Source organism: Actinosynnema sp. NPDC002837 (assembly GCF_040295345.1).
Taxonomy (GTDB): Bacteria; Actinomycetota; Actinomycetes; order Mycobacteriales; family Pseudonocardiaceae; genus Actinosynnema.
This window is the reverse complement of record NZ_JBEOVG010000006.1, coordinates 63396-77059: the sequence shown is the minus strand read 5'-3', so window position 1 is coordinate 77059 and position 13664 is coordinate 63396. Positions and strand designations below refer to the sequence as shown.

The 13664-nt window shown below is 73.7% G+C and carries 10 protein-coding genes; 1 reads left to right on the top strand and 9 read right to left on the bottom strand.

Features of this window, described 5'->3' with window-relative positions; all coding sequences use genetic code 11:
• Positions 1-27 precede the first annotated feature (27 nt).
• On the bottom strand, positions 28-705 hold the full coding sequence (gene xynA / locus ABTZ99_RS06660; RefSeq protein ID WP_498780826.1) for an endo-1,4-beta-xylanase XynA: 678 nt from the start codon (positions 703-705) through the stop codon (positions 28-30).
• A gap of 517 nt (positions 706-1222) precedes the next feature.
• Between xynA and ABTZ99_RS06655 the strand changes: the two genes are divergently transcribed.
• Positions 1223-5212: an nSTAND1 domain-containing NTPase gene (locus tag ABTZ99_RS06655; RefSeq protein WP_499608758.1), complete on the top strand. Its 3990-nt coding sequence runs from the start codon at positions 1223-1225 to the stop codon at positions 5210-5212.
• Between the two features lie 4 nt (positions 5213-5216).
• On the opposite strand, the gene ABTZ99_RS06650 is transcribed toward ABTZ99_RS06655, so the two are convergent.
• The 8 genes from ABTZ99_RS06650 to ABTZ99_RS06615 form a co-directional block, all read right to left on the bottom strand.
• Positions 5217-6347 (bottom strand): NHL repeat-containing protein, encoded by a 1131-nt coding sequence (locus tag ABTZ99_RS06650; RefSeq protein WP_498780828.1) that lies wholly within the window; start codon positions 6345-6347, stop codon positions 5217-5219.
• Positions 6348-6507: 160 nt separating this feature from the next.
• Positions 6508-8376, bottom strand: a complete 1869-nt coding sequence (locus ABTZ99_RS06645) for a hypothetical protein (RefSeq protein WP_499608756.1) — start codon at positions 8374-8376, stop codon at positions 6508-6510.
• A 202-nt stretch (positions 8377-8578) separates the two neighbouring features.
• Complete coding sequence (locus ABTZ99_RS06640) at positions 8579-10294, bottom strand: ABC transporter ATP-binding protein (RefSeq protein ID WP_499608754.1); 1716 nt, start codon at positions 10292-10294, stop codon at positions 8579-8581.
• A complete protein-coding gene (locus ABTZ99_RS06635) occupies positions 10291-10737 on the bottom strand; it encodes a lasso peptide biosynthesis B2 protein (RefSeq protein ID WP_498780834.1) in 447 nt (148 codons plus the stop codon). Before ABTZ99_RS06635 ends, ABTZ99_RS06640 begins: the two co-directional genes overlap by 4 nt.
• Entirely contained in the window at positions 10734-10991 is a 258-nt protein-coding gene (locus ABTZ99_RS06630; RefSeq protein WP_498780835.1) for a lasso peptide biosynthesis PqqD family chaperone, read from the bottom strand. Before ABTZ99_RS06630 ends, ABTZ99_RS06635 begins: the two co-directional genes overlap by 4 nt.
• Before the next feature lie 12 nt (positions 10992-11003).
• Complete coding sequence (locus ABTZ99_RS06625; protein WP_499608750.1) at positions 11004-12836, bottom strand: asparagine synthase-related protein; 1833 nt, start codon at positions 12834-12836, stop codon at positions 11004-11006.
• Positions 12837-12852: 16 nt separating this feature from the next.
• On the bottom strand, positions 12853-12966 hold the full coding sequence (locus tag ABTZ99_RS06620) for a keywimysin-related RiPP (RefSeq protein WP_498780837.1): 114 nt from the start codon (positions 12964-12966) through the stop codon (positions 12853-12855).
• A gap of 306 nt (positions 12967-13272) precedes the next feature.
• Positions 13273-13653 (bottom strand): STAS domain-containing protein, encoded by a 381-nt coding sequence (locus ABTZ99_RS06615; RefSeq protein WP_499608748.1) that lies wholly within the window; start codon positions 13651-13653, stop codon positions 13273-13275.
• Positions 13654-13664: the final 11 nt, after the last annotated feature.

Below are 13664 nucleotides of genomic sequence, written 5' to 3'. Positions count from 1 at the left end.
TGCCGTCGCGCCACCGGGTCCGGGGTGCTAGCTCACGGTGATGTTCGAGTTGCCGCTGCTCTGGTAGCCCTCGGTCGCCATGATCATGTAGTAGCGGAAGCTGCCCAGCTGCATGCCGGCCCGGCTCCACGCGTCGAAGTGGTTGCCGGTGGTGATGGTGCCGCCGACCCTCCTCTGCTGGCGGACGCTCCAGAACTGCGCGAACGTCTTGGTGCCCTCGACGGACGGGGCGTTGTAGCGCATCGTGTGGTAGATGTCGTACGTGCCGCCGTCGCTGGTGACCGTGCCCCGGTGCGTGCCCGTGGGCCGGTAGTTGCCCCAGCTGTCGACGATGTAGTACTCGACCAGCGGGCCCGAGGTCCAGCCGTAGAGGCACAGGTAGCCGTTGCCCGAGGGGTTGAAGCTGCCCGAGTAGCGCACGGTCCGGCGGGATCCGTTGCTCCAACCCTTGCCGCACACGAAGTTTCCGGTGTTCCGCCACGAGGTGCTGTACTGCCCGCCCGACCCCATGGTCATGGAGACGGTGTTCTGGGCGTCGGTCCAGAACGAGTAGTAGTAGCCGTTGTGGTTGCCCGTCTGGTTCGTGGTGACGGTCTGGGCGTGGGCGGTGCCGGGCAGGATCAGCCCGGAGCCGAGCGCCAGGGCTCCGGCGCCGCCGATGAACGTCCTGCGGCTGATCGGGTGCGCAGGGGCGTTGTCTTCCATTGGTGTGCTTCCTCCTCGTTGAGGCCAGCGAGGGGCCACCCGGCGTGCGGCGGGACCGGCAGTCCGGTCGGTGGCCGCAAATGGCGGCCGCGGCGCTCCCGGTCGTACACTGCGATCAGGCTTTCGACCGCCCTATCGCTTTTGACGGTCGGTTGCCGGAGTCGCGGGGGTGACCCGATCGACATCGGTCCAGGGTCTGTCGATGCAGACAGTGTTCGGCCGACTCCGGCGTGCTGTCAACGATTCTCGTAAGGTTGCGAAAACCTTTCCGTAAAATTGCGCAAGTACGTCCGGCGCGGGTATGGCTGAAATGCATCGGTACTGGTGCCGGGATTTCCGGTCCGATGCGGCCCCGGTGGTCGGTGAAAAGTTCGGAAACCTATCGAACTCGGCGGGCGTGCGCGGCGGTGGTCGGCCGGCGTCGGCGGCCCTTCAAGATCACCCGATCGTGCGTGGCATTCGGGCGTGCGCGTTCGGGAGAATGGCCCTGGGGATGGTAGTCCGGGGGGATAAGCCGATGGAGTCAGCACGTGCGTTGCCCGCGGCTGTCGTGCGGGTGCGCGATGGTCGGGGATCGGTGGTGGGCGCGGGTTTCCTGGTCGCGCCGGACCTGGTGTGCACGTGCGCGCACGTGGTGGGCGACGGCACCGTGCCGCCGCCGGGGCCGGTGCGGGTGGACTTCCCGATGCTGCCCGGCGCGCCGGCCCGCACGGCGGTGGTGGAGGCGTGGCGGCCCGTGCTGGCGGACGGTCGCGGCGACATTGCGCTGCTGCGGTTGACCGAGCCGCCGCCGGAGGGCTTCGCCACGTTGGCGCTCGGGGCGGCGGAGAACCCGTGGGGCCAACGGTTCCGCGTGCCCGGGTTCCCGGCGGGCCACGAGGACGGCGTGTGGGTCGGCGGCAGCCTGCGCGAGCGGCAGGGCACCGGGTGGGTGCAGGTGCAGGCCGACGACGGGCCGCGCATCGCGCGCGGCTTCAGCGGTTCGCCGGTGTGGAGCGAGGACCTGGCGGCGGTGATCGGCATGACGGTGGCCGCCGAACGCGGCTCTGGCACCGCCTACCTGATCCCGTCCGAGACGCTGGTCGAGGTCGCGGGCGAGTTGGCGCCACCGTGCCCGTTCCGGGGTCTGCGGGCGTTCCGCGCCGAGGACGCGCGGTACTTCTTCGGCCGCGACGACGAGATCGACCGGCTCGCGCGACGGGTGGCGCGGCAGCGGATCGTGCTGGTGGTCGGGCCGTCGGGCTGCGGCAAGTCGTCGTTGGTGGACGCCGGGCTGCGGCCGCGGCTGGAGGCGGCGGGCACGCCGGTGGCCCTGGTCCGGCCCGTGCCCGGCCAGTCGGCGCACGACCTGCTGGCCGTGCTGCGCCCGGTCGCCGTGCCCGGCGCGGTGCTGGTGGTCGACCAGTTCGAGGAGGTCGTCACCACCGACCCGGGCACCGCGCGGGACGTGCTGCGGCTGCTGGAGGAGCTGACCGCCGAGCCGGGCGGGCCGCGGGTCGTGCTCACCCTCCGCGCGGGCTCCCTGGACGGGCTGCTGGCGACCGGCGGCGTGCCCGCGCTGGACGACGCGACGATGTTCCTCGCGCCGTTGAGCGGGGACGGGCTGCGCCAAGCCGTGGAGCGGCCCGTGGCGCTCACGCCCGGCGTGGCCTACCAGGACGGGGTGGTCGACCGCGTGCTCGTCGACGCGCGGGCGGGCACGGGCCTGCTGCCGCTGGTCGAGTTCACCCTCACCGAGCTGTGGCAGGCGCAGGAGGCCGGTCGGCTCACGTTGCGGGCCTACGACGAGCTGGGCGGTGTCGCGGGCGCGTTGGCAGGCCACGCCGAGCGGTTCTACCGCGACCTCGACCCGGCCGAGCGGGAACCGGTGCGGCGGCTGCTGGTGCGCCTGGCCCGACCCGCCGACGACGGCTTCGCGTTGCGCCCCGTCAGGGTGGACGAGGTGCCCGACGACCTGCGCCGGGTGGTGGACGTGCTGCTGGGCGCACGGCTGCTCCTCGTCCGCGAGGACCCGGGCCAGCCGCCGGTGCTCGCGCTCGCCCACGAAGCCCTGCTGCGCAACTGGCAGACCCTGCGCGGGTGGCTGGAGGCCGACGGCGAGTTCCTGGCCTGGCACGCGCAGGTGCGCGAACGCGCCGACCAGTGGGAGCGCGAGGGCCGCGACCGGAGCCTGGTGCTGCGCGGCGGGCAGCTCGCCACCGCGCGGCAGTGGCTCGACCAACGCCCGGCCGACGTGGACCGGCGCGAGCACGACTACGTGGCCGCCGGTCAGGCCGCGCGGCGCCGGTCGACCAGGGCCAGGCGTGCGGCCGTGGCGGCCATGGCGGTGCTGCTGCTGGTGTCGGGGCTGCTCACCGCCCGCACGGTCTCGGCCAACCAGGAGCTGGACACCACCGTGCGGCGGCAGGGCGCGCAGCTGCTGCACGACCTCGCCGAGCGCGAGGCCGGGGTCTCCGCGATGAGCGCGTTGCAGTTCGCGCTGGCGTCCTGGCGGCACGACCCGGCGGTCGGCTACGGCGCGCTGGTGCGACAGCAGGCCGCGTTCCACGACGTGGCCGAGGTGGACGTGGACCGGTTCGCCGTGCCGATGGAGGTGATCGCCACGACCCCGACCGGCCACGTCGCCGTGTCCGCCACCGCGTCCGGGGCGTTGACCGCGTGGCGAGACCCGTGGGGCGACGCGCCGCGGTCGTGGCCGCTCGGCACGGTCGACGGGGTGGAGGGCATCCGCGTCAGCGACGACGGCACGCGGGTCGCGGTGGCCGACACGGCGTCGGCGATCCGGGTGTGGGACCTGCGCGAGCGCGGCGAACCGGTGCTGGTGCGCCCCGCCGCTGCGGAGCCGGACCCGCTGGAGGACGCGGGCCTGGAGATCTCCCCGTCCGGCGGGCACGTCGTGCTGGTCAACAAGTCGCGGGTGGAGGTGTGGGACGTGGCGCGGCGGTCCCGCGTGGAGGGGTTCGCACCGCCGCCCGGCGAGGTGCTCGGCGTCGCCGCGGTGGACGACGAGCTCGGCGCGGTGGCGTTGCTGGAAGCGCGGGCCGACGGCACGGTGTTCGCCGTGCGGTCGCTCGACACCGGGGCGGAGGTGCGGTCGACGCCGGGCCTGTCCACCACGGCCCGCCAGGGGCGCATGGTGCTGTCGTGCGCGCACGACGTGCTCTCCGGGCGGGACGTGTTCAGCGGCGCGGAGGTGTTCCGCCGGGCCGCGCCGGACTGTGGCGACGTGTCCACCGACCTCACCGGCGAGTACCTGGCGTTCGACCCGGGCGTCGAGTCGGGCAGCTTCGGCCTGGTGACGTACCTCGACCCGCGTGACGGCCGGGCCTACCAGTCCTCGACGCCGAGCTCGGACCTCACCGAGGACCAGGAGGTCGGCGGCGGCACGGTCGTGCTGCGGTCGCCGGACGGCACGCCCGACATCCGCCACGTGCGCGGCCGGGCGGTGGTGCGGATGCGACCACCGCGCCCGGTGGAGGAGGTCGGCTCCCAGCAGTCGGCGTACGCGGGCACGACCGACCTGCTCAACCCGGCCTACAGCGAGGACGGCTCGCTGATGGCGGTGGTCGAGGGCGCGAGCGACCGGGTGCCGGGCTTGTCGCTGGTCGACACCCGCACCCGGCGGCGGCTGGCGCACGTGCCGGACCTGCTGCCACCGGGCCGGTTGTTCCTGCAGTTCACCCCGGACAACGCGCGCCTGCTGCTGTTCGACGGCCCGGAGCTGCTCGTGCTGGACACCCGCGACCTGGCGGAGCTGCGCCGGGTCCGGCTGCCCCGGCCCGCCGAGCTCGGCGACCAGGAGGACCGCCGTTGGCGGCGCTCGGTGGCCGCCGTGGACGACCGCACCGCGGTGACCCTGTACGCGGGGCTGCTCACCCGGTGGAACCTCGACAGCGGCTCGCCGGTCGGCCAGCCGCTGCCGGTCGGCGACACCGCGCGCGAACTGCTGGAGGCGGCGGAACGCGGCGTCGTGCTGCGTACCCCCGATCCCGACCGGGTCCTCGTCAACACGCCGCACGGCCAGCGGTGGTGGGACCTGGCGGCCCGGACCGCGGGCGACGAGATCGCACCCGAACCGGACTCGACGATGCTCGCCGCCGCGCTGCACCGCCCGGACATCGCGATCCAGTACTCGTCGGGCCGGGCCTACGTGCACGACCTGGACTCCGGCGCCACGTCGAAGGCGATCCCGCTGACCGCGCACGTGGCGCCCCTCGGGTTCACCCCGGACGGGAAGCTGCTCGCCTCCGGCGAGGACGAGCTGATCCAGGTGTGGGACCCGGGGACGGCACGCCTGCTCGGCGAGTTCCGGCTGCCCGACGACACGGTCGGACCGGTGATGGCGGGCTCCCGGCTGATCGCCGCGAACAAGCGGGGCTTCGTCTCGCTGGACCTCGACCCGTCCCACTGGTTCGCGGCCCTGTGCGCCGCCGCCGGCCGCGACTACACGGAGTCCGAAGTGGACAGACTGCCGCCGGGGGTGGACCGGGGCAACCCCTGCGCGTGACGGTTCAGCTCGGGTCGCCCGGTGTGGGGTCGGTCGGGCGGTCCCACGACTCGGTGGTGAGCTGGGCCAGGGTGGAACTCGTCAGCTCGGTGACCAGCAGGCTGCGGGACAGGGGGAGCAGGCGGTGGGCCTTGCAGTGCTGGGTGGGCAGCACGGTGACCTCCTCGCCGACGACCCGGGTGAAGTCCGGGTCGAACGTGACCCGCACGACGACGTCGAGCACGTCGTCGGAGACGATCGACGACCCCAGCAGCCACGCGCTCGGCCCGCCCGCCGGGTCGAACGCGATGTGCAGCAGGCCCGCGTCGGCGACCTCGGAGGACCGCAACCGGAACCACGTGGTGGCGCCGTCGGCGTCGATGCGGCCGAACGTGCCGGTGCCGTGGTCGCTGGAGCCCAGCAGCGCGACCCACAGGCCGACCGGACCGGCCACCAGCCCCACCGGCCGGTCGGGGACGTCCAGCTGGGTGGTGTCCCGGGTCAGGGGGTTGATGCGCAGGACCTGGCTCGCGTCGTCCTGGCTGGCGTAGAACTCGCCGGACGCGGGGTGCCGGGCGACGAAGATCGGGTTCGGGCGCGCCTCGTAGAGCCGGAACCGGGACGGGTCGGCGTGGTCGATCGACAGCACGTGGTTGCTGGTCTTCAGGCTCACCCACAGCTGGTCGCCGTACTCGCCGACGTAGTGCGGTCCCTGCCCGCCGCCGGGGACGTCGATCGTGCGCACCACGCGGGGCGGCGCGTCGACGTCCGGGCCGTTGGGGTCGACGAGCAGGAGCCGGTTGTCGCCCTCGTGGGTGGCCCACACCAGGCCGGGGTGGCGCTGCGAGACCGCCAGGCCGTGCAGCATGGAGTGCGCTTCGCCCAACGGGTGCGCCCGCGCCGCCTGGACCTGCTCGCCCGCCGGGTCGAGCCGGACCTTGACCAGGTGGCTGTTGGACATCTGCGACACCAGCACGAGCGGCAGCCCGGGGACCCGCACCAGTTCGTGCGTCTGCTCCGCGTGTGGCAACCCGTACTCGACCACCGAGCGGCGGGGCACGCCCCGCGGTGGTCGGGCCTGGGCCGGAGCGGCGGTCAGCAGCGGCGCGGTGATGCTCGTGAGCAGCACGGATCGGTGGAACGCGCGCCGGTCCATCGGGCCTCCTCGGACGGGAACCGGGTCGGCCCCACCGTAGGCACGCCGGCGGTCCGCCACCGCCCGACGACGCGGACGAGCCCGCGTCGGGTGAACGGATTGCCCCTTCACGGGGACGTCGGTGGGCGCGGCCGACCAGCGCCGCGCCCACCGGACAGGGTCAGCCGGCGCCCCGGACGAACGCCCAGGCGGTGCGGGTGACGGTGTCCTCGGTGCCGGTGAACCCCTCGGCGGGGCTCAGCTCGTCCTCGGTGAAGTCGAGGTCCGGGTCGTCGGCCGTGCCGCCGACGCCGTCCGGGCCCACCGCGAACATGACGGCCGGGTCGCCACCGGGGTCCATGATGCCGTGCGCGTCGTTGAGCCGGTCGGTGTGCCAGCTGCCCGACATGTGCCCGACCTCGTGGCTGGTGATGTTGCCGACCGCGCGGCCGATGAACGCGATCTCGTCGCTCGCCGGGCCGACGTAGGTGTTCAGCGACCACACCGGTCCGGCCGGCGCGCTGATCTCGTCGAGCAGCACCAGCGCGGTCTCCTCGCGGCCGAAGTTGCCCGCGTCGATGGACTGGGCGATGCCGACGGTGGAGATGCCCGTCTCGGCGATGGTGCCGCCGACGACGACCCGGCTGACGTTCGGCTGCCCCCACGGGTCGACGTGGTCGCGGCTGGTGAGGATGCGCACCGCGAAGCGCGGGTTGAGGCCCTTGGCGATCAGGTCCCGTTCCAGGTTCTCCCGCACGGTGGCGGTGATGGCCGCGATCAACGCGCGTTCGTCGGCCGCGTCGAGTCCCCACCGGGGCAGGAAGTCCGCCAGCGGTGAGAGGTCGCGCAGGCCACCGCCGCCGCCGTAGATCGCCGTGTTCACCCTGGCGCCGTCGAAGTCCAGGAAGATGGTGTGCACGGAACCACGTGGCGCGGTCTCCGTGCCGGGGCGGAACGCTTCGAGCTTGATGTCGTACGGACCTTCGCCCGCCTCGACGCCGAGCCGGTACCGGCCGGCCGCCGGCGCCACGAAGTCCACGACCGCGTTGCCGCCGCCGGGCATCGGCGAGACCTGGGCGAACGAGTACGTGAGGTCCTGCGAGGAGCCGAACACCTCGCGACCGGCCGGGTCGTGCACCGCGATCCGGGTGCCGCCGCCCGCGACGGCCGCGCCGAGCACGTCGCCCGCACGCAGGTCGAACGAGTAGTAGTCGAGGTCGCCGCCGCTCTTGCCGCTGGTGATCAGCAGGTCGTACGGGCCTTCGGTGACGACGCCCGGGCCGGTGCCCGGTGTCAGGGGGTCGCGCGGCAGCGCGAACGGGTCGGAGCCCACCATGAGGTAGAAGGTGCGGCCGGCCTGGATGGTGAACGTGATGGCGGAGTCGGTCGAGCCGCCGCTGTCGCCGCTGACGGTCCACAGGCCGCCGTCGGTGTCCCACAGCGCGAGCACCGGGTCGAGGTCGCCGGTCGGCGTCGACGTGCGCGCGGAGAACGTGACGTCGGTGGCGCCGCCGTCGAGCCGGTAGAAGTCGAAGTCCCCGGTGCCGTCGCCGGCGCTGCCGTGCGGGCCGTCGCCGATGACGCCGCTGGTGCGGACCGCGCGCCGGGTGACCGGGAAGCCGGTGTCGCCGGCGAGCCCGATCGCGTCGTCGGGCTCGGGGAGCGGCGGCAGCACCGGGATCGTGTCGTCCAGCCTGATGTCGCCGGTCAGCGCGATCTTCGAGTCGGCGGGCGCGCGGGTGCCGAAACCCGCGATGTGCTCGGCGGTCGTCGGGGTGTCGTTGGCGCCGGTGACGCCGACCGGTTCCTGCTCCTGGTACGGCCGGGCCGCTTGCGCGCCGACGCGGTGCGCGCGTGCCTGCGCCTTGGCCTCGCGGGCGCGGGCGACCGTTGCCCAGTCGGTCTCGGCCGGTTTCGACGGGAACATCAGCACCGGATCGGGTTGGATCACCGGCACGGCCTGCGGTTCGGCGGTGGCGGCGGTCTGCCCGCCCCACAGCAGCGCGGCGGCGACCCCCGCCGCCAGCGCGCCGAGTGCGCGTTTCGTCATTGCTTCCCCCTGGCTCCCGGGATGTCCGGAACTGCCAGCAAAGCGTGCGGGAGCGCGAGGGGGTCGTGGTTCGGTCGAGGTTGGCCTGTTCACGTCAACTCCGGCGACGCCTTTCGGAGCAGCACGGCGGGGAGGTGGACGAGCGTGCGGCGGCACGGCTCTACCGCCGGGCTCACGTCGCGAGTCGGCCCGACCGCCGGGCTCACGTCGCGAGTCGCCGGTACAGCTCGCTGTCGCACAGCAACTCCGCCGGCGTTCCCCGTGCGGCCACCCGGCCACCGTCGAGCAGCACGACGCAATCCGCGCTGCGCAACGTCGACGGCCGGTGCGCGATGACGAGCAGGGCGCACTCGGCGGAGACGCGGGCGACGGTCTCGGCCAGCACGGCTTCGGTCATCGCGTCGAGTTGCGAGGTGGGTTCGTCCAGCAGCAGCAACGAGGGCTTGGTGAGCAGCGCGCGGGCCAGCGCGACCCGTTGGCGTTCCCCGCCGGACAGCGCGCAACCGCGGTCGCCGACCTCCGTGTCCAGCCCGGCGGGCAGGCGGTCGACGAGGTCGCCGAGGTCGGCGAGGCGCAGCACGCGGTCGATCTCGGCCGCGTCGGCGTCGGGGTCCGCGTAGGTGATGTTGTCCCGCAACGTGCCGTGCAGCACCGGGGTGTCCTGCTCCACGAAAGCCAGTCGCGCCCGGCACTGCGCCCGGCTCAGCTCGCGCACGTCGCGGCCGTCGAGCAGGATCGTCCCGCCCTGCGGGTCGTAGAAGCGCTCGACCAGGGCGAGGATCGTGGACTTCCCCTCTCCCGACCTGCCCGCGAGCGCGACCAGGGAGCGGGGCGGCACGGTGAACGACACACCGCGCAGCACCGGGCGGTCGGGGTAGTCGAACCGCACGTCCCGGAACTCCAGCACGGCGGTCGCCGCAGCCGGCTGCACGACGTGGGGAGAGCTCTCCCGGTTCTCCTCGACGGGCAGGGCGAGGACCTCCCACACGCGCTGCAACGCGCCCATGCCGCGCTGGATGGTGGTCACGGCGTGGAACGCCGACGCCAGCGGAACGGCGAGGTAGCTCGCGTACAGCAGGAACGCCACCAGATCACCCAGCGAGGCGGCGTCACGCGCGACGCGGACGCCACCGACGAGCAGCACGAGCAGGAGGGTGCCGTTGGCCGCGAGTTCGACGGCGGGATCGGCGATGCAGGCGAGTCTCGCGGTGCGCACGCCGGAGCGGTAGGCGGAGTCGGCCTGCCGGCCGATGCGCTCGGTCTCCCGCTGCTCCGCGCGGCTGGCCCGCACGGTCCGGATGGCGCCGAGGGCCCGGTCGAGGTCGGCCGCCATCGCGCCGACACTGGCCTGGGTCCGCTCACTGGCCGCGCGCATCCCCCGCACGGCGCCGACCACCAGCAGCGCACCGGCCGCGACGGTCACGAACACCAGGACGAACAGCGTGACGTCGAGCCACACCATCAGGACCACGATCCCGGCTGTGGTGAGGACACCGGTGACCAGGTCTACGAACGACTGGGCGACCACGTCGCGCAGCACGGTCGTGTCGGCGCCGGTCCGGGAGACCAGGTCGCCGATCCGGCGCTCGTCGTAGACCGGGATGGGCAGCTTCAGCAGGTGCCCGATCAGCGACCGGCGCAGTCCCAGCACGATGCCCTCGCCCGTGCGCTCCAGCAGGAACCGGCCGAACGCGCCGAGGAGTGCCTGGGCGACGAACAGGGCGGCGAGCGCGGCGACGAGTTCCCACGCCGTCCGGCCCGCGCCCGCCTCGGTGATGGCCTCCCGCGCGACCAGCGGTTGCGCCAGGCCCAGGACCGCGCCCACCAGGGTGAGCAGCACCGCGAGCAGCACGGCCCGCCGGTGGCCGCGCACGAGCCCGAGCAGGTCCCTGACCCGCGCGCCGGGCCCGGATTTCATCCCGCGGACCTCCGCGAGGGCGCCGGTGGCACCACGATGAGGCGGATGAAGTAGTCGGCGGGCAGGTGCTCGTCCACCAGCCGACCGTCCGCCTCGACCCAGGCGTGCGCGCCGAACGGCGGCTTCTTCCGCGCGCCGGTGCACCACGTCGGCCAGGTGCCCGTCAGGCGGCACAACAGCGCCGTGGCCAGCGAGCGGGGCAGGCACCCCTGCGGCCCGGCGCACGGGAGGCTGACCGCGAGCACCGCGTCGCGTGCCTTCTTCGCCTGGGCGTAGGTGGCGGGTCGGGCGCCGCGCCGGAGCACGGTGAGCACGGCGCGGAGGCGTGCCGGTGACAACCGCGCGATCAGGCCGGCCGCCGCGACCGCCAGCCGTGCGGCCACCCGTCGTGGCAGCGCGATGCCCCGCCGAGGGGGCCGGGTGATCGCGCCGGGGGACGTCACGGCGTGACCAGGTCGGCCGAGCGCAGGCTGTCGAGCAACGTCTCGACGTCGCTCCTCGCTTGGGGTTCGTCCACTTCGAACTGCTCGGTCAGCGCCTGCACCGCCTCGTCGGGCGTGCGGCCGGCCAGGAGCAGGCGCACCACCTCCGCGCCGGTCGGGTTGAGCTGCCAGTAGTCACCGGTGCGCTCGTCGAGCAGCACGGTGCCGTACTCGGTGTCCGCCGTGGACACACCGTCGCGGATCCGGAGGGGCATGCCGATCTCCCTTCATGCGGGCGTGGTGGAGCGAGCCAGGGCGCGCAGCCAGACCTCGCAGCCGATGGTCGTGTACAGGGTGGCCCGGCCCAGGTCCGGTGTGGACGGTCGGATGGCGAGCGCCCGGAGCTGTCGCGCGTCGACCAGGCCGAGGTCGGCCAATCGGGAGTCCTCCCACAACGCCAGCAGATCGCCTCGGTGCTCGCGCAGGCCCGCGGCGTCGTCGAGGGCGGACTGGGCTTTGGTGCTGCGCTCCAGGCACTCGTCGGCGACGACGCCCCGCATCGCCTCTTTCAGGACGGGCTTGTAGGTCCACGGGGTGACGCGGTCCTCCGGCCGCACGGACAGGAAGGCCTCGATCACGCGGTCGTCCATGAAGGGTGAGGTGATGGGCAGCCCGGCGTTCGCGGTGATCTGCTCCCAGTGCCGGATGATGCGGTTGGTGCTCCGGATCTGCTCCAGGTCGGCGTGCAGCCCTCTCGTCGGCGCCAGTGGTCGTGCGTCCGGTGCGACGGCCAACAGGGCTTCCCGCGCCAGGTCCACCGCTTCTTCCGTCACCCACGGGAAGAGCCGGGGCGGCATGCCCCACCCGAGACCGGTGGTGGCGACGTCGGCCAGGGGCGATCGCAGGTCGTCTGCGGCGTCGGCCAGCCAGGCGTGATAGGGCCGGTTGTCGGCCAACGCGCGGATCATCGGCAACCACGGTGAGTGCCACAACGAGCGATAACCGCGCAGTCGCCCGAGCGCGAACAGCGGTCGGCGGCGCAGCAGCGTGTGGTGGTAGGCGTCCGAGCACCAGGCGACGTGGTCGCCACCGATGCCGGTGAGGTGCAGGCGTGCCCCCTTGGCCGCGAGCCGGGGCAGGTGGGCCGACAACCGCGCTTGGTCCATCACGCCGATGGTGGGCTCGTCCACGGCGTCGTCGATGTCCCGCAAACCCGCGTACACCAGGGGGGACCGCTCGGCGGGCAGGCTGTCGTGGACCACGCCGGGCAGGTGCGCGGCGGCGCGGCGGGCCCACGCGAAGTCGTCGTCCGCGTCGTCCAGGCCCGGCCAGGTGAAGGCGATGATCTCGGCGTTCCCCCGGGCGGCGAGGAAGCACACGGATGTCGAGTCCAGGCCGCCCGACAGGTCGCAGCTCACCACGCCGCCGTGCCGGGTGCGCGCGTCGACCGCCTCCGCGAGCGCCTCGCCCGCCCGCACGGCGCCGTCCGCGATCGACAGCGAGGGCTCGGGCGGGTGCCACCAGCGGGACTGGCGGGTGCGGACGCCGTCCGGCTCGACCACCAGGTAGTCCCCGGGCGCCACCGAACGCACGCCCCGCCACATCGGGGTGTCCGCCAAGGGGTGCGGCACGGGGAACAGCAGCCGCACCGCGACCTGCTGCTCGTCCAGTTCCGCCCCGGCGAACCCGGCGAGGAGGTCGGCGCGATCGGCGACGACGGTGACACCCGCGACGACGGCGTGGAACACCAACCTCATGCCGGAAGCGCTGCCCTGGACCCGCAGCCGCCCGTCCACCGAGGCCACCAGGTGGAAGCTGCCGGGCAGCCGGCGCGCCAACCGGTCGAGGTCGGCCACGTCCCGCACCCGCTCGGCCTCGCGGGTGAGTTCCGCCGCCGTCACCGGGCAGCACCCGATCACCGCCAGCCTGGTGCGCCCGGTCTCGGCCACGGTGATCTCGCCGCCGGGGCGGCGGGCCACCAGCCACGGCCGTCCCGAGGCGTGCGTGACGTTCAGGTCGGCCGCGCCCCGGAAGGGGGCCACGGCGAGCGCGCCCTCGCAGTCCGGCAGGACCACGAAGCCGACGTCGCCGTGGCCCGGCGTGCGATTCGGCGCCGACATCAACGCGTCGGCGGCGTCAGTTCTTGCTGAAGATGAGGCGGTCGCGGCCGTTGCGTTGCAGCAAGCCGGTCACCTTCGAGAATGCGCCTGAGCGGATCAGGACCGGTGCCTCGTACACGCGCTTGGTCATCGTGCGTCCCTTCTCGTGAGGAATCTTCGAGTGGCGCCGCCCGGTGCTTTCACGAGCCGACGGACGACTGCGCGCACTCGGCGGCGGCCACGCCTCATCATGTAACCCGCGGCGGCCACCGCACGCTGATCCCCGAGAGGACCACTCGGACGAGCGAGAGACCGCCCGTGACCAGCGTGGAGGCAGTCGAACGGGTGTGCGCTCCCCACTTTCGACGGATGCCCGCGGTCGACCTCCGTCGGCGTGGTGCCCGACGGGAGTGCCGCCGTCGGGTCTCCGGCACGCGTGACCGGAACGGGGGAGGGCTCAGCTCCGGCGGGCGCCCTGGGGCAACGCCACCGACGCCAGCGCCTCGTCGACCGAGCCGAACACCGTCAGCAGCGACCCGAGGGACGTCAGCTGGATCGGCCTGAGCACGGCGCGCGCGGTCGCGACGACCGCGAGGGTGTCGACGCGAGCGCGGGTCTCCAGCAGCAGCGACAAGCCGGCGGAGCTGAAGAAGCTCACCCCGGACAGGTCGAGGACCAGGGCGGACGGGCGCTCGGCCAGGCCCGACAGCACGGCGGCGCGGACCTCGGGAGTGGTGTCGATGTCGACCTCACCGGCCACGCCGATGACGAGGACGTCGCCCGCTCGGGTGACACGGATGTCGAGGATCGGTGAGGGTTGCCCCATCGGCTCGGCCACGACGTCTCCCG

What these genes read in the sequence shown, in the direction of transcription:
- xynA (WP_498780826.1), bottom strand. Translation starts at nt 705, where the DNA reads ATGGAAGACAACGCCCCTGCGCACCCGATCAGCCGCAGGACGTTCATC.
- ABTZ99_RS06655 (WP_499608758.1), top strand. Translation starts at nt 1,223, where the DNA reads ATGGAGTCAGCACGTGCGTTGCCCGCGGCTGTCGTGCGGGTGCGCGAT.
- ABTZ99_RS06650 (WP_498780828.1), bottom strand. Translation starts at nt 6,347, where the DNA reads ATGGACCGGCGCGCGTTCCACCGATCCGTGCTGCTCACGAGCATCACC.
- ABTZ99_RS06645 (WP_499608756.1), bottom strand. Translation starts at nt 8,376, where the DNA reads ATGACGAAACGCGCACTCGGCGCGCTGGCGGCGGGGGTCGCCGCCGCG.
- ABTZ99_RS06640 (WP_499608754.1), bottom strand. Translation starts at nt 10,294, where the DNA reads ATGAAATCCGGGCCCGGCGCGCGGGTCAGGGACCTGCTCGGGCTCGTG.
- ABTZ99_RS06630 (WP_498780835.1), bottom strand. Translation starts at nt 10,991, where the DNA reads ATGCCCCTCCGGATCCGCGACGGTGTGTCCACGGCGGACACCGAGTAC.
- ABTZ99_RS06625 (WP_499608750.1), bottom strand. Translation starts at nt 12,836, where the DNA reads ATGTCGGCGCCGAATCGCACGCCGGGCCACGGCGACGTCGGCTTCGTG.
- ABTZ99_RS06620 (WP_498780837.1), bottom strand. Translation starts at nt 12,966, where the DNA reads ATGACCAAGCGCGTGTACGAGGCACCGGTCCTGATCCGCTCAGGCGCA.